The 16,467-nt window shown below is 44.1% G+C and carries 16 protein-coding genes and 1 pseudogene; 6 read left to right on the forward strand and 11 right to left on the reverse strand.

Annotated features, from left to right (window positions below; all coding sequences use genetic code 11):
* Nucleotides 1–62 precede the first annotated feature (62 nt).
* Nucleotides 63–1,213 (forward strand): IS3 family transposase gene (locus F9817_RS12295; RefSeq protein WP_110957783.1). Its coding sequence is split into 2 segments (ribosomal slippage): nt 63–306 and nt 306–1,213, totalling 1,152 coding nucleotides; the frame shifts between segments, so codons are not numbered across the junction.
* A 32-nt stretch (nt 1,214–1,245) separates the two neighbouring features.
* A pseudogene (locus tag F9817_RS12300) lies at nt 1,246–1,362 on the forward strand (IS3 family transposase); the annotation flags it as partial.
* Here F9817_RS12300 and F9817_RS12305 read toward each other — a convergent pair.
* Nucleotides 1,334–1,573 (reverse strand): LysR family transcriptional regulator, encoded by a 240-nt coding sequence (locus F9817_RS12305; RefSeq protein ID WP_161155932.1) that lies wholly within the window; start codon nt 1,571–1,573, stop codon nt 1,334–1,336. The pseudogene F9817_RS12300 and the gene F9817_RS12305 sit on opposite strands and share 29 nt — an antisense overlap.
* Before the next feature lie 110 nt (nt 1,574–1,683).
* Between F9817_RS12305 and F9817_RS12310 the strand changes: the two genes are divergently transcribed.
* A complete protein-coding gene (locus F9817_RS12310; protein WP_161155934.1) occupies nt 1,684–3,027 on the forward strand; it encodes an aspartate aminotransferase family protein in 1,344 nt (447 codons plus the stop codon).
* A 5-nt stretch (nt 3,028–3,032) separates the two neighbouring features.
* Nucleotides 3,033–3,884, forward strand: a complete 852-nt coding sequence (locus tag F9817_RS12315; protein WP_161155936.1) for a beta-keto acid cleavage family enzyme — start codon at nt 3,033–3,035, stop codon at nt 3,882–3,884.
* Nucleotides 3,885–4,502: 618 nt separating this feature from the next.
* Here F9817_RS12315 and F9817_RS12320 read toward each other — a convergent pair.
* Nucleotides 4,503–5,546, reverse strand: a complete 1,044-nt coding sequence (locus F9817_RS12320) for a GMP reductase (RefSeq protein ID WP_161155938.1) — start codon at nt 5,544–5,546, stop codon at nt 4,503–4,505.
* A gap of 604 nt (nt 5,547–6,150) precedes the next feature.
* Between F9817_RS12320 and F9817_RS12325 the strand changes: the two genes are divergently transcribed.
* The gene (locus F9817_RS12325) at nt 6,151–7,152 is read left to right on the forward strand and encodes a 2-hydroxyacid dehydrogenase (protein WP_161155940.1); all 1,002 of its coding nucleotides are present in this window, start codon (nt 6,151–6,153) and stop codon (nt 7,150–7,152) included.
* 109 nt (nt 7,153–7,261) lie between these two features.
* Here the strand turns inward: F9817_RS12325 and F9817_RS12330 are convergent, their stop codons facing one another.
* From F9817_RS12330 to F9817_RS12345, 4 genes are all read right to left on the reverse strand, one after another.
* Nucleotides 7,262–8,734 carry an NAD(P)H-hydrate dehydratase gene (locus F9817_RS12330; RefSeq protein ID WP_161155942.1) on the reverse strand — a complete coding sequence of 491 codons (1,473 nt, stop codon included), beginning with the start codon at nt 8,732–8,734 and terminating at the stop codon, nt 7,262–7,264.
* A 66-nt stretch (nt 8,735–8,800) separates the two neighbouring features.
* Nucleotides 8,801–9,253, reverse strand: coding sequence for a PAS domain-containing sensor histidine kinase (locus F9817_RS12335; protein ID WP_161155944.1), 453 nt, complete (start codon nt 9,251–9,253; stop codon nt 8,801–8,803).
* Nucleotides 9,253–10,257, reverse strand: coding sequence for a response regulator (locus F9817_RS12340; RefSeq protein WP_161155946.1), 1,005 nt, complete (start codon nt 10,255–10,257; stop codon nt 9,253–9,255). Before F9817_RS12340 ends, F9817_RS12335 begins: the two co-directional genes overlap by 1 nt.
* 113 nt (nt 10,258–10,370) lie before the next feature.
* Nucleotides 10,371–10,604, reverse strand: coding sequence for a hypothetical protein (locus F9817_RS12345; RefSeq protein WP_161155949.1), 234 nt, complete (start codon nt 10,602–10,604; stop codon nt 10,371–10,373).
* Between the two features lie 236 nt (nt 10,605–10,840).
* Between F9817_RS12345 and F9817_RS12350 the strand changes: the two genes are divergently transcribed.
* On the forward strand, nt 10,841–12,055 hold the full coding sequence (locus F9817_RS12350; protein WP_161155951.1) for a dienelactone hydrolase family protein: 1,215 nt from the start codon (nt 10,841–10,843) through the stop codon (nt 12,053–12,055).
* A gap of 63 nt (nt 12,056–12,118) precedes the next feature.
* Here the strand turns inward: F9817_RS12350 and F9817_RS12355 are convergent, their stop codons facing one another.
* The 5 genes from F9817_RS12355 to F9817_RS12375 form a co-directional block, all read right to left on the reverse strand.
* Nucleotides 12,119–12,487, reverse strand: a complete 369-nt coding sequence (locus F9817_RS12355; RefSeq protein ID WP_161155953.1) for an NADH:ubiquinone oxidoreductase — start codon at nt 12,485–12,487, stop codon at nt 12,119–12,121.
* A 254-nt stretch (nt 12,488–12,741) separates the two neighbouring features.
* The gene (locus tag F9817_RS12360) at nt 12,742–13,563 is read right to left on the reverse strand and encodes a M55 family metallopeptidase (RefSeq protein WP_161155955.1); all 822 of its coding nucleotides are present in this window, start codon (nt 13,561–13,563) and stop codon (nt 12,742–12,744) included.
* 10 nt (nt 13,564–13,573) lie between these two features.
* Nucleotides 13,574–14,626: a DmpA family aminopeptidase gene (locus F9817_RS12365; protein WP_161155957.1), complete on the reverse strand. Its 1,053-nt coding sequence runs from the start codon at nt 14,624–14,626 to the stop codon at nt 13,574–13,576.
* A 27-nt stretch (nt 14,627–14,653) separates the two neighbouring features.
* Complete coding sequence (locus F9817_RS12370; RefSeq protein WP_161155959.1) at nt 14,654–15,535, reverse strand: ABC transporter permease subunit; 882 nt, start codon at nt 15,533–15,535, stop codon at nt 14,654–14,656.
* 11 nt (nt 15,536–15,546) lie between these two features.
* On the reverse strand, nt 15,547–16,467 hold the full coding sequence (locus F9817_RS12375; RefSeq protein WP_161155961.1) for an ABC transporter permease: 921 nt from the start codon (nt 16,465–16,467) through the stop codon (nt 15,547–15,549).

A 16,467-nucleotide genomic window follows, 5' to 3' on the forward strand; every position in this document is an offset into this window, starting at 1 on the left:
TGATCCGCTCCAGCTGTTTTGGACACTGAGTTAAGTGAGTACAATCACTAACGAGGTGAACAATGACAACTAAGAAAACTAGAATTAAACATTCCCCTGAATTTAAAGCAGAAGCCCTAAAACTAGCAGAGAGAGTGGGAGTAGCTGCGGCTGCAAGGCAGCTTTCTTTACATGAATCTCAAATCTACGGGTGGCGGAAGAACTCGAAGAAAGACACCAATACTAGTCAGCGAGAACAAGAGCTAGCCGCAGAGGTTGCCAAGCTCAAAAGGCAGTTGGCTGAGCAAGCAGAAGAGCTAGAAATTGTAAAAAAGGCCGCCACCTACTTCGCGAAAAATCTAAAGTAAATTGCTACGAATTTATGCTCGAACACCTGATGTACTTCAATATTGTACGTATGGCTAAGGTGTTCGGGGTATCCCGAAGTGGGTTTTATTACTGGGTTAAACATCGCCATAAGGCTAGCCAACGCGAGGCAGTTCGCCAAGAGCTTGATACAAAGGTCAAAGAAGCTTTTGATAACAGCAAAGGCCGAGATGGCTCAAGGCGAATCCAAAAAGAACTGTCTGAGAGCGGTGATAACCACAATGTGAAAACCATTGCGGCCAGTATGAAGCGTCAAGATTTAACGCCGAAAGCGGCACGTAAATTTAAGTGCACGACAGACAGCAAGCATCAAATGCCAGTTGCTCCAAACTTGCTGGCTCAGAACTTTAACGCAGCGGCTCCAAATGAAAAATGGGCGGGAGACATCACCTATGTTGCGACAAGCGAAGGCTGGTTGTACTTGGCAGTAATTATTGACCTTTACTCAAGACAAGTAATCGGATGGTCTATGGATACCAGAATGACGGCTACGCTGGTCTGTGATGCTCTATCAATGGCTTTGTTCCGTCGCGAATTTCCTGAGCAGGTTATCGTTCATAGTGATCGAGGTAGTCAGTACTGCTCAAAAGATTATCGAGACCTCATAACTGTTTATAATCTAAAGCAAAGTATGAGTAGGAAAGGAAACTGCTGGGACAATGCGTGTGTTGAGAGCTTCTTCCATTCGATGAAAGTTGAAGCGATCCAATATGAGCCGATTATGACGAGAGACCAGATGCGTCAAACGATCTTCGAGTACATAGAGGTTGATTATAATCGGACAAGAAGGCACAGTGCTCTTGGGTATCTAAGCCCTGTTAACTTTGAACAGCAAAATGTCGCTTAATGAAGTGTCCAGTCTGGCTGGAGCAGATCANAGACCAGATGCGTCAAACGATCTTCGAGTACATAGAGGTTGATTATAATCGGACAAGAAGGCACAGTGCTCTTGGGTATCTAAGCCCTGTTAACTTTGAACAGCAAAATGTCGCTTAATGAAGTGTCCAGTCTGGCTGGAGCAGATCACCAAGCCACCATTAGTTCGATCAAAAAGCGCTGTATCTAAGTACTCTTCTAATATTTTTATCTGTTTACTCACAGCACCTTGGGTAACAAATAACTCTTTCGCTGCTTGAGAAAAACTTAGCTTTCTTGCTGCCACTTCAAACACTCTTAATGCATTTAGTGGTGGTAGTCTATTTTTCAAAACCTCTTCCTATGAGTTTTTTTCATACTCTACGAGAATAAATCGTTTGTTACGAGCAGTAAAGATACCTAACTTATTGTCTAATCTTTACAATCAGAGTAACTGTTAACATGAATCATATATTTCAACGTCATTGCCACTCCAATCTTCCTATCGCTGTAAAAGGTCAAGGAGTATATATAACCGATAGTACTGGCAAACAATATTTAGACGGCAGCGGCGGTGCTGCGGTATCTTGTTTAGGTCATAATCATCCTCACGTAAGATCTGCATTACATCATCAAATTGACCAACTCGCCTATGCTCACACAGGCTTTTTTAATACAGACGCAACTGAAGCTTTAGCCGAAAAACTGATTCAATATGCTCCGGGATCGCTTGATAAAGTCTACTTTTTGTCCGGAGGATCTGAGGCAATCGAAGCAGCTTTAAAAGTTGCAAGACAGTATTGCGTCGAAAAAGGCGAGACTAGCCGTTCTCAATTCATAGCAAGAAAGCAAAGCTACCATGGCAATACTCTGGGTGCTTTAGCCGCCGGAGGAAACGCTCTAAGAAGAGCCCCATTTGCACCTTTACTTATGGATGTCCATCATATTTCTCCTTGCTTTTCCTATAGAAACAAGGAAAACAATGAAACGTCATTTGAATATGGGCAACGAGTTGCGAATGAACTGGAGGATAAAATCCTCGAAGTTGGGGCGGAAAATATCATTGGATTTATTGCGGAACCTGTAGTAGGAGCGACAATAGGTGCAGTTGCAGCAGAGGAAGGTTACTTCAAAAGAGTAAGAGCTATCTGTAACAAATACAATATCCTGTTAATACTAGACGAAGTCATGTGTGGTATTGGACGTACAGGGACTCTCTTTGCTCATGAACAAGAAAATATTGAAGCTGATATCGTGACTGTTGCAAAAGGACTAGGTGCAGGCTATCAACCAATTGCTGCAATGCTAACCAGTAAAGAGATTCACGATACGATTTCTAATGGCTCAGGATTTTTCCAGCATGGGCACACTTATATGGGACACGCTGTTGCAGCTGCAGGTTCATTAGCTGTTTTGGAAACCATTGAAAATGAGAAACTGCTAGGACAAGTTATAGAAAAGGGACATACCCTGCAGAATGCTCTCATGGAAAGACTTTCTTCCCATCCTTTTGTTGGAGATATCCGCGGACGCGGACTATTTCGTGGTATTGAACTTGTCCGTGATAGAGAAACTAAACAGCCATTTAGTAAACAGACTCTGCTCCACAGTAAACTTAAATCACAAGCTATGGATCTAGGGCTAATGTGTTATCCAATGCAAGGAACAGCAGATGGAGAAAACGGACATCATATTTTGCTCGCTCCTGCATTTATAATGAATAACAACCAAATTGATGAGTTGGCAGATAAGCTCAGTAACACTATCGATTTAGTGACTAAATCAATTATTGGTACGGAGAAATAAACTTCATGCAAGAAATGAAGAAAGACAAAAAGCCATCTACGCTGATAATTCTAGCTCCGAATGGAGCTAGAAAAATGAAGAAGGATCATCCGTCGTTACCAATATCAGCCAATGAAATCGTCGAAGAAGTAGATAAGTGTGTTAATGCGGGTGCAGCAATGGTTCATTTACATGCAAGAACCCATTTAGGTGAACATTCTCTATGTCTTGAAGATAATCTAACCGTCTACAACGCAGTAAAAGATCGGATTGGCGACAGAGCGATTATTCAGCTCACGACTGAAGCGGTTGGGAAATATGCCCCAAGTGACCAAATGAAGCTTATCGAAGAAATTAATCCCGAAGCAGCTTCTTTCGCACTCATGGAATTAATTCCAGATATTTCATGCGAAAATAGTGCTGGTAACTTTTTTCATTCTATTGCAAAAAAAGGAACTCTAGCTCAATATATTCTCTATTCCCCAGAACAAATGAAATATTACTTAGAACTTATCGCTCGAAATATCTTGCCAAGCTTTAACCATCACATATTAATAGTGCTTGGACGTTACCATCCAGATCAACAGTCACTACCTTCCGATTTAGACCAATTTCTCCAATTGATAACTAAATTGGACAGTACTCGTTGGGCGATTTGCGCATTTGGAAAAAATGAACTCGACTGCTTATCTTATGCCGCTAAGTTAGGAGGAGATACTAGAGTCGGGTTTGAAAATAATTTGTTTAATACCCAGGGTCAACTAGCAGCTGATAATTGTGAACAAGTGACACAATTAAAAAATACATTATTAAAAAATGGGCATTCATTAATCACAGCTAAAGAAGTAAGAACTTGGGTAACCCACACTCCTAAGTAACATCTAATTATCTTACTGGAAGTTTAAATACAATAAAGTTCAAGAGAACAACATTAAGTGAGGATATCAAGTTTCAAAGACGACTTGATTAGTGAAACTTTTCAAGTGGAACACTTACCTAGCCGTTTTCATAACGAAAATATTTCTTTACAGCTTGATGGTATTACAGATGGGCTAAGCATTGGCCTTCTTCCTGTCAGCATTTATCATAAATTTAATGAAATGCATCATGGTAAGTTGGTCCCTTGTTTACCAGATTGACATAGTGATCCTCGACCTATTATTTGTTATGCCCCCGCGCGACAAGCATCAAGTAAAAGTTCAAACTTTAGTTAATCGCATGCAAGAAACTCAACCGAAATATTGGCATCAACGACTTTCTTAAATAGCTTTTTATCCTTTAGAAGGCGTAACAAATGCACTTTCAATTGCAATCAGAGTTGCAGTAGAAGGGGAAGGTAGAGCAGGCATGATATTGCCTCTTCACGATTTTGTCGTAAACTTACATAAGTTTAGACGATGAAGAGGCAATATCAAATTATGGTTGCACCAAATATCAATATATGGTTGTAAATATCAATTTATGGTTGTTTCAACATTTTCCGAAGTGTTGCAGGCTTACTCTTTCCCGAACACGTTGTTCTCTTGCTCTTGCACTCGAATAAACGTCGTGCGCTTAGTGAGCTCTTTAAGCTGCGCTGCGCCTACGTAGGTGCAGGTTGAACGTACGCCGCCAAGGATGTCTTGGATAGAGTGTTCAACTGGGCCTTTGTAGGGCAATAGTACGGTTTTACCTTCCGCGGCGCGGTATTTTGCAACGCCGCCGGAGTGCTTGTCCATCGCGCTTTGTGAAGACATGCCGTAGAACTTCATGAAGGTTTCACCGTCTTTTTGGATCAGTTCACCACCAGCTTCTTCATGCGCAGCTAGCATTCCACCTAACATGACGAAATCCGCGCCACCACCGAAAGCTTTTGATACATCACCAGGACATGTACAGCCGCCATCACCAATAATACGACCGCCAAGGCCGTGAGCGGCATCAGCACACTCAATGATGGCAGAAAGCTGCGGGTAACCTACCCCTGTTTTTACACGTGTGGTACAAACCGAGCCAGGACCAATCCCTACTTTAACAATGTCAGCACCTGCTAGCATCAACTCTTCGACCATATCACCAGTCACAACATTACCTGCAGAAATCACTTTATCCGGGAATTGAGCACGTACTTTTTCAACGTAATCTACCAAGTGTTCTGAGTATCCGTTCGCGATATCGATACAGATAAAGATCAGTTCATCGCTTAACGCTAAGATCTGTTTTGTCTTTTCAAAGTCCGCTTGTGAGGTTCCGGTTGATACCATCACCTTGTTCAACGTGTTTTGATCGGCTCCTTTCACAAACTCAGCCCAGTCTGCGACTGTGTAGTGCTTGTGAATCGCTGTCATAACATCATGCTTTGCCAGAGCCTTCGCCATGGCGAAACTTCCGACAGAATCCATATTAGCAGCAATAATAGGTACACCTGACCATTGACGACCGCTGTGCTTGAATGTAAACTCGCGGGTTAAATTTACTTGAGAACGGCTTTTGAGAGTAGAACGTTTCGGGCGAAACAGGACATCTTTAAAACCTAACTTAAGTTCTTGTTCGATACGCATTATGCATTTCCTAGTCTGATTCACTATTGTGTCTCGCGTGGTGCGTAGTTCCGATGTTGGCAGACACCAGAACCTTTCGGACACAAAAAAACCGGAGCGTTGGCAGACGCTCCGGTTTTCAGCATTATAGGCTGTGTTTTTTTTCCGGCAAGTCTGATATTTTTAATTTTTTTGTGATACCCTTTCGAAGAAACCATACCAAGAAACTTTCATAAACACTTTTCATCGCTTCTTATAGAATTAATATCTAAATATCATAAAGTTAATAACTACACCTCTTCTCGTTATCATAAAAACCCCCGTTTAGATTTATCATCATCTTTGGTCTAAAAACAAAAAATGTGAACCAAATCACCATAAAAACTTAGAAAACGAACCTTATTTCGCTCACTCTTCATCGAAAAATAAACATAATTTTTCCAATGTGTACTTACCTGCGCTCTATACCCTTTATGAGTTTGGGGTTTATTTTTTCATCATTTCCCGATATACCGATACTATTCGGTATTGATGATTGGCGCTTTGCTCTAGCAGCCTTGATATACCAAAATTACAACACGTAACGGCTATGAACCGTTCTAAGCCATCGACAGAGGAGAATAAAATGATCGATGTCGCCTTTTTTAGTGCTAAGTCTTACGATCAGTCATCTTTCAACAAGGTGTTGGGAGACTTGCCTTTTCGTCTGACATTTCACGATTTTCGTTTAACCGCAACCACCGCACAAATGGCACGCGGCTGCAAAGTGGTCTGTGCATTTGTTAATGATGATTTAAATTCAGATGTATTAACACAACTGTATGCGGGAGGCACTCGCCTCATTGCAATGCGTTGTGCCGGCTATGACAAAGTCGATTTGCACACCGCTGAGCAACTAGGCATGCAAGTGGTTCGTGTGCCTGCTTATTCGCCTGAGGCGGTCGCTGAACATGCCGTTGGCTTGATGATGAGCCTAAACCGCCGTTACCACAAAGCGTATCAGCGTACACGCGAGGCTAACTTTAATCTTGAGGGGTTGGTCGGGTTTAACTTCTTCGGTAAAACGGCGGGCGTGATCGGCACCGGAAAAATTGGTATTGCAACCATACGCATCCTGAGAGGTTTAGGGATGAATGTAGTTTGTTACGATCCATTCCAAAATCCGATCGCTATTGAGCTCGGTGCACATTACGTTTCGCTGGAAGAGATGTTTCCGCAGTGCGACATCATTTCGTTGCACTGCCCAATGACAGATGAAAACCGTCACCTCCTCAATGAGAAGGCTTTCGCACAAATGAAAGATGGCGTAATGCTCATCAATACAAGCCGCGGGGAATTATTGGATTCTGCTGCAGCAATTGAGGCATTAAAACAAGGCAAGATTGGCTCATTGGGATTAGATGTTTATGACAACGAGAAAGATCTTTTCTTCCAAGATAAATCCAATGATGTCATTAAAGACGACATCTTCCGCCGCCTATCTTCATGCCACAACGTATTGTTTACCGGACATCAAGCGTTTTTAACCGTCGATGCGCTACGCAATATCGCGCAGACAACATTAGCCAGTATTGAAGCATTTGAGAAAAAGACACTATCGGGCAATGAGTTAGTGACATTCGACTAAACCATTTCGATAACATCAAAAGTAAATCACTGACTATGGATAACCATGTAAAGGTCGCCATAGTCAGTCGAACTCCTAATAGTGGTGATTCTTTAGTGGTGATTGTTGGCTAATAGTTGACTAGTGAACGTAGGTGAGGCAGCAAATCGCTCGCGAGTAATCCACGTTCGCCTTTTAGCTCAGCGTCTTTGTCTGCCGCTTGGCTATGAACCAAAACACCTGCTCGAGCAGCCTCACATAGCGGAACTCCCTGAGCAAGCAGAGCAGTAATAATGCCAGTTAACACATCACCCATTCCTCCAGTCGCCATACCAGGGTTGCCAGCCAAACACACATAGGTTTGTGAACCATCATAGATCAAGGTACCTGCACCTTTAAGTACAATTACCCCGCCGTACTTTTCGTGAAGAGAGTGAATGGCTTTAAAGCGGTCGGTTTCAACCAGCTCCACACTCGCCCCAAGCAAACGTGCAGCTTCGGCAGGATGTGGCGTGATAATACGCTTGTCATCATGGTTAGGATTTTCAGCTAAGAAAAAGAGCGCGTCAGCATCTAGAACTTTCGGCTTATCGATAGATTGCACTTGCTCAAAAATAGCTCGTCCATCTTTGCCTCGCCCTAAACCTGGACCCAGACCAATCACATTACACCATTCTGTGCGCTGCTTAAGGTTTTCCACTTCCCAACTGCCTGTCATTACTTCTGGTGCCACAGTGAGCATCGCAGTCATATTATCCGAATGGACCAGAGCGGCAGTTAAACCACTACCGATTCGAGTACAGGCTTGTGCACAAAGCATCATCGCTCCGCCCATTCCCCTATTTCCGCCAATTAATGCCGCTTTACCATGGTGACCTTTATGAGCACATGGTTGACGAGGTTTTAAACATTGACGAATAAATCGTGGTTCAATGGCTTTCAGTGTGGGCGTGTTTTGTTCATCAAAGTTTTCTGAGACCCCAAGGCCTGCAAAGTGTAATTTGCCAACATAGTTACGCGCTTGTCCTGTGACCAAACCTTGCTTTAACCCGATAAAACTAATGGTGTGCTGAGCTTTAATGGCCTTACCAAGCACCGAGCCTGTATTAGAGCTGAGGCCAGAAGGGATATCAATGGCAACCACAGGTTTACCACTGTTATTGATAGTATCGATTAAATCACTGATTGGCTCACGAACAGGACCACTGAGGCCTGTACCTAATAAGCCATCAATAATAAGATCGACGTCACGTGGAACATGGTCATCGATTGGGTATACATCGCCCCCTTGATCGAGCCAATGGTAATACGCAGTAAGTGCATCTCCTTTAAGTTTTTCTGGATTTCCGACCTGCCATACGGTGACTTGATGACCCATTGCTTTGGCAAGACGAGCAGCAATATAACCATCACCACCGTTATTACCACCGCCACAACAAACCAACCAGTGCTGAGAAGAAGGATACTGAGCCAATGCAATGGTAAATACCCCTTGCCCAGCTCGTTCCATCAAACTGAACATCTCGAGCCCTCTGGCTTTGGCCGCCTGTACTTCACCTTGTTTAACTTGCTGTGCTGTGTAAAACGTTGTAGGAAGAGGCATTACAATCACCATATTGTCGAGAGAATAGGCTATCAGTGTACAAAAAAAGCCAAAGAATTCCTTGGCTTATTTAGCATTTTCTCGAGCTTCTATGGAAGCTAACGCTTCCGACGTTGCATCTTGAACCGATAAGAACATCGAACTCACCACACCGGTGGGAGTACGCATCGGGTTCAAGGTGATGTTTTGATACATAAAATCCGCTTGTTGTGTAACGGGTCTTACGTTACGACACTTAAATAAGTACGGCCGTTGTTGCCAAGTAATGAAACTCCGGCAACCTAAGTCATACACCGGTTTGGTCTTTAGGCAAAACCAATCTTGAGGGATCTCTGGAAAAAGTTCGAAGATCGTCTTACCCAGCGCATCGTGAGATTGTACGCCGCTATGGTGAGTCATAAACCCATTCCAAACTTGTACCTTATATTCTTTATCAAGTACTACCAGCCCCATGTCGACATTTTGTACCATATCGACCATCCAGTGAAACTGTTCAAATTCTGCAGGAAGTGACAGCATTAAAAGTCCTCCATTAAATAAGACAGCTTATTATCGAGTAGGGGTAGCGACTCATCGACAAACATAAACAATAAGTCACAACGAATCGACGTTTGATCTATCGTATAGCTGACTTCGAACGTCATGGTTTTATGAAAAGACCCTGTGGTTGAACGAATAACTGATTCGATCGGTATATGCTGGCCAAGAAGAACCGGAGAGCCCTGAAAAAAGCGCACTTCCGCTTGTTCACCTAACCCATTGAGAAAGGACCCGACTAGGATATTCGAGACATCCATTAACAGTTCCAGTTCTTCGAGTTCTTCACTTTCCGCAGGCACTTTCATTAACTGCTTGAGATCCGAGACACTCGAATCACTCAGTAACACTAACGCTTCTCCGGCAATCCCCTCACCGCTAAAACCTTGGCAAACGCCTGATACTTGGTCATTATCTGCCAAATCTCTCAGCGCCATATGCAGTTCGCTAAGTTCCAGAATATTCACATTTGGTAAGGGTAAATGAACAAACACATCGAAATGACGCGCGAGTGCATCAGCAGCACGGCCAATTGACACGTTGGCCACTTCCATATAAATATCGCGCCTTTTTAAAATAGGCAGCTCAAGTGTCTTTTGCGGCACAATTTGCGTTTGCTGAGGTGGCGCAATCACCTCTTTCAATACGAGATTGAGTGTACTTTTATCTAACGGTTTTTGAATAAACGCTTTTGCGCCAAGCGCTAATACGCGTTCTTTCGCTTTTGGCTGAATGTCCCCAGAGACCACTACCACCGGGGTAGGGATACCACGCTTTTGCATTTCCTCAAGAGTTCCATAGCCATCGAGTTCAGGCATGGTTAAATCGAGAAACATTAACTTGAACTCTGTTTCTTTCATCTGTTCAAGCGCATCTAAGCCATGGACGGCGAAGCTTATATCTGCATTTAACGAAGCGGGTAACGAGCGCGCCATCTGTTTGCGCACTAACGCCGAGTCATCACAGATAAGTACGGGGAGTGTCATGCCACCATCCTTTTGTTCGTTATTTAAAATCCATCAATAAGTGTATACCTAAAACCGGTTTCAGGCAGTCATCTAGAAGTAACATTTTATAAATCAGGGACTTGTTGGACCACTTACGGCCACAGAGTTAACACCACAATCCGCAAAATTACCGCCAAAATCACCAAAGTAATACCAAGCCGATACCACTTAAATTCACCGATCGACAAGGGAATGCGCTTAAAAAACATCGTTATCACACCTTGCCAATCATGACTGCGCCTACCATAAGCAATCATGCTTGTTATTAAACATAGAATACCTAAAACAAGAATGCTCTTTTCTACCCAAAATAGCGTCTCTGCCATTTGTAAGCTCCGTTTATTGGTCATTTCATTAAGCGTAAAAGTGAACCGTAAATCTGTCGCTAGCTCAAAGGTCGTAAAATTCAAAAATCGGACCTACGCCGAATAATCCCAAATTCAAAACCGAGCATTTGTGATCCGAGTAACCCACGACAAAATGGCAATAATATAAATTAAACCATCGTTTCATTTTTATACTTTGCAACAATACATTTTGCTAACGAATATAAGGATTACCCATGAGAAAACTCTCTACTTTGGCGTTAGCCATCGGTTGCTTTAACTTTCTAAGCCCTTTGGCTCTCGCTAACACTCAACCTAGCACCACGACCCCTATCACAACCACCACAAAGGCAACCTACGATACTCAAGAGATAGATTCTCCTGATCGCAGTTTCCCTCTGTTTTATAAGAAACTCAAAGCCCATCACATGCCCTATACGATGGCGTTTCATACAGGCCTCAACCCCGTTGCTTGGCATAACAAAGCACTGGCCAAAGCTGAAGAGATCATTATTCCCTATCAAGCTAATTCTCCCTTTGATCCTGTCGTCATTGATCGCATTGATCGAGGCAGTTACATTGCACAAAAAGTCGTGTTCAATATTGATGATGAAAGTCGCGTAATGGCGCTAATGTTGGTTCCAAAAGGCAAGGGCCCATTCCCTGCGGCGCTATTTCTTCACGACCATGGCGCGCGCTTTGATATCGGGAAAGAAAAATTTGTCGAAACATGGAATGACCCTAAACGTCTTGCCTCCTCTAAACAGTGGGCGCATAAATATTTTACGGATCGCTTTCCTGGCGATGAACTGGCAAAACATGGCTATGTTGTCTTGTCGATTGATGCCTTGGGTTGGGGCGATCGCTCCGTTGCCGGATTTAAAACCGATTCACAGCAAGCCCTCGCATCTAACCTATACAACTTAGGCAGTTCGTTTGCAGGCATCATCGCATTAGATGACCTGCGCGCAGCAAAATTTCTCGCCAATCAGCCTTATGTCGATAAAACGCGTGTAGCATCAGTGGGATTCTCCATGGGGGCATTTCGTTCTTGGCAGCTCGCCGCTCTGTCGCCCGATATTACCGCGGGAATCGTAGATTGTTGGATGGGCACCATGAAAGGCTTAATGGTTCCTGGAAATAATCAGTTAAAAGGCCAATCGGCATTTACCATGTTATATCCATTTATGGCGCGCTATTTTGATTACCCTGACGTAGCAGGGATTGCTGCCCCCAAACCCATGCTGTTTTATAACGGGGGCAAAGACACGCTTTTCCCTGTTTCATCAGTTAAAGAAGCGTATGGCAAACTCCATCAGATATGGGATGCGAATCATGCTGGAGATAAGTTAGTGACGAAAGTTTGGCCTAGCAAAACCCATATCTTCACTAAAGACATGCAAGACTCCGCCTATGCTTGGCTAGATAAACAATTTGCCGTGAAACAATAACTAACAACGTAAAAGGCTCTGCTAAGTGCAGAGCCTTAAAGTCATAAGAGCTTGAAATGGCTTTTACGCCTCAATCAGTTTCGCTTTCACTTTCTGTTTTACAGAGAGTAAGTACCCTTGATAGCGGAACCACAAATACGTCGCGACAATAGAGAAAAACAAATATGACAAGGCGAATACCAATGGCGAAGTAATCACTTGAGCCGACACCCCCCACATTACGCCAGCAACGGTCACACCAATCTTAGCAAGAAGACCACAAATCAATAGCACCAGCGCTAACTCAGGAAATTTCGAACTACGGAACGCAAACCAATGACAGCATCCTACTGCTAGCGTTGCAATAGATAAACCAAGCAGAAAGGAATGAAAATGATCCGCTGAGGCAACACCTCCTGAAACAGAGGCCATTAAGATCAGCAATAATTTCATAGCGTATCAACTCCGATGATTAACAAATTAGGGCGTATCCCTAAGTGGTAGTTACGCTAACTATTCTGATTGGTTTTTAGCGTTTTACAATATCTTGAACTCGCTAATTTGTGACAAAACTTTACTAAAAGTAAAGAATCACCCAAACCCAAAAAAACAGCATAATACACTTACATATCATACTGAATTATATGGATTTTAAAATTTCAAAACTGAATGTTCCTTTATCTCATTTTTAATAATATAAGAGAGCATTAGCTTTGGGTCGTGGCTAAATACGAAAAAGCACACAACAAACTGATCAATGATTTCATATCATTAGCTGTATAAGTCACAGTGCGCGCGTCCACTTGCTCAACACCAGGAACCAACGCAAAGATATCAGCCATCACAGGTTTCGTTGCACTCAATTCCAACGTATATGGCGCCGCCAGGAGAGGTTGTTTCAATTGTGTTTGGCTCACTATCGCATTAAATGCCGCCGCTCGAATTTTTTCCTGAGCATCTTTAGGACTTAGCGATTGTGCGGCCGTTGTAGAAATATAACGTTTCACACAAGCATAACTCACCTCTGGGTAACGTTTGTTGACCCAACTTTCTAATTGATCATCTCCAGTCACCAACAGCAGCGGCGCTTTATGTTCCCACGCGGACGCCGTATACAAATCGGCTTCCGCCATCGGATGACCATTCACTGTCACTCGATAAAAAGCTGCGCCATTAATGGTATGGGCTAAGACACCTTTTTCACCGGCACCGCTATGATAACCGACTAAAAATAGACCATCGAAAGGCTCATGATCGATCCCTTCCACCATTGAAAATGGGCGAGGCTTACTGGACACTAACTCAGCCCTTGGATCCAATTGCGCCGCGCGCAAGTTGGTCATGCTGCCATGGCTATCCGCGACAACAACCTTGGTGGCGCCGGCGTCAAATGCGCCCGCAATAGCAGCGTTCACTTCTTGTTCCATTAACGCTCGCGCTTGCTCATATTCAATATTACCGGCTCGGCATTGTTGAGGGGCGACAACCCCGGCAATCCCTTCGATATCGGCTGAAATAAAAATCTTCATCTCACTGTCCCTATTTTTGTTGGTTTACCAAACCGTCCAATACATCACTTAATGCCATTCGCTGGTGCCCATCGAACCCTTGAACGTGAGTGGCTTGAAGTAAAGCATCGATAACCGCGCGCTCCGTTCCTTCTGCGGCAGCCCGCAGCATCGGATCTAATTGCGCATCAGGAGGAGGACAAGGCTGAGAGCAAGTTGAAAATGCGACCGCAATATCGCCCGAACCATGCCCCCAATAACTGCCTAAACGCCCCAAGCCAGCTCCGGCTCTTTTTGCGATCCGCTTGAGCTGGCGAGCCTCTAACGGCGCATCAGTCGCCATAAGAATGATAATCGACCCCTTATCCTCTTGCGGTGCATGTTGCTGCAGGTATTGCTCTATGGTTTTCCCCATTGGCACTCCCTCTAACTGCAATGCACTCAACGCGCCAAAGTTAGCAAGCACTAACACACCTAGGGTGGCATCAAGTTCAGGTACATAACAAGAACTGCTCCCGATACCGCCTTTAAGCGCAAAGCAACTCATGCCTCGCCCCGCGCCAATACTGCCCCTTTCAAAGACTATATCGGTGCTTTCAAGTGTCTCCATAACCATTTCTTCGGTTACAGCCAGCGCCTGAATATCGTTTAAATAACCATCATTGCATTCAAGCACTAACGGGTTAACCGTAGGTAATGAACGACCAATCTCTGGATTGGTTTTCAAGACATGTCGGACTGTCCCCGTAAAGGCACGCCCAACACTTAATGTATTGGTCAGTACGATTGGCGTTTCTAGTACACCTAATTCCTCTATTTGTACTAAACCAATCGGTTTAGCAAACCCATTTAACACCGCTGCACCACAAGGGAGAGCATTTTGGTAAATATTCTCTACGCACGGTGAAATGGCCGTGACACCCGTTTGTAGCTCGCCATTATCTATTGTGGAATGCCCAACGGTGACACCAACAACATCAGTAATACTGTCATTGCTACCACTTTTAAAATGGCGATAACCGAGTTGGCGCTCATCACGCCAACGTTCAAGAATTAAATCAATACGGGCTTGTAAACTATCCATGTCTCTTCTTTTAGTCTTTATTTATCTTTAGGATTTCAATTTAGGGTCTAAGGTATCGCGCAGCGCATCACCAAGCAAATTAAAGGCGAGTACGGTCAAGAAGATGGCGAGTCCCGGGAATACGCTCACATGCCATATTCCTGCCATCATCATATTACGCCCCATTGCGAGGATGTTACCCCACTCGGGCACATCTGGCTCAGGCCCCAGTCCAATAAAGCTCAAGCTAGCAGCAGTCAAAATCGACGTCCCGATACGCATCGTGAAATAAACAATCACACTGGATAAGGTGCCAGGTAAAATATGACGAAAAAGAATGAGTTTGTCTGAGGCACCAACACATTTTACCGCATCCACATAGGGCGATTGCTTGAGCGATAAAGTAGACGCTCGCACGATACGGGCAAAAACAGGCACACTGAATACTGCCACAGCAACGATGACGTTGTTTAACCCCGTACCCAAAATCGCAACTACGGCGATAGCCAATAACATGCCGGGAAATGCAAAGAGTACATCAGCACCGCGCATAATAAACATGTCGACTTTACCACCGTAATACCCAGCAATTAAACCGAGCACAATGCCCACAACCATACCCAGTGTGACCGAAAATGTCCCCACATACATAGAGATACGCGCACCATAGATAATCCGGCTCATGACATCACGACCTAAATCGTCAGTGCCCATCCAGTGTGCCCAACTTGGCGGAGACGAAATGGCCATCCAGTCAGATATCATAGGATCATAGGGTGCTAATAGTGGAGCGAATACGGCCACCATAACCAGCAACAATACAAATCCTCCAGACATAAGCGCCATGGGGTTGCGCATAAAACGTTGCCAAAAATCTCGCCAAGGAGAACGGATTGGACCTTGGCTACTCATTTCTAATGTGGTTTCCATTTCCACTTCTCCTAACGTAAACGAATGGCTGGGTTAACAACGGCATACAGTAGATCTACCAGCAGGTTAATCACGATGAATTCCAGTACAAAGAGCATAACCAGAGCTTGAATAACCGGTTGATCCTGGGTCTGAATCGATTCAATCAATAACCACCCTAACCCCGGCCAGCTAAACACTCGTTCAACCACAATCGAGCCACCTAATAAGAAGCCAAACTGCAAACCGAGCATGGTAATCACTGGAATTAGCGCATTACGCATAATGTGTTTCCAGGTGACTAAACGCGCTCTCAAGCCCTTAGAGTTCGCGGTTCGGACATAATCCTCCTGTGCGACTTCCAAAAATGCCGAACGAGTAAAGCGAGCCATCACAGCGGCGACGGATGCACCGAGGGTAAATGCAGGGAGCACGATATCACTCGGTTGGTTGAAGCCACTGACCGAGAAAATCCCAAAAGGCATGGCCACAAATTGAATCAACAATAAGCCGAGCCAAAACGGTGGAACAGAAATTCCACCAATCGCGGCACTCATTAAGGTCCAATCTTGCCATTTTCCCCGTTTTAATGCGGCGAATACGCCAACCAGTAACCCTAAGATGACTGACCACACAAACCCAGCCAAAGCTAACCAGAATGTCGGCATAAAACTTTTTGCAATCACCTCAGTCACTGGCTGGCGAGTACGAAAGGTAATACCTAAATCACCATGTATTAACCCATTTAACCAATGGAAATATTGCGTAGGGAGCGGCTTATCCAGACCAAGTTGCACTCGTGCTGCTGCAATAGCTTGCATCGTGGCATCTTGCCCTGCATATACCCGAGCCGGATCCCCAGGCAAGAGTTTGATAAAACCAAACACCAGTAAGGAGACCACCAGCAAAACCGGGATCATTTCTAATAATCGACGAACTACATACGATAACAA

The organism is Vibrio eleionomae (genome assembly GCF_009874545.1).
GTDB classification, from domain to species: domain Bacteria; phylum Pseudomonadota; class Gammaproteobacteria; order Enterobacterales; family Vibrionaceae; genus Vibrio; species Vibrio nitrifigilis.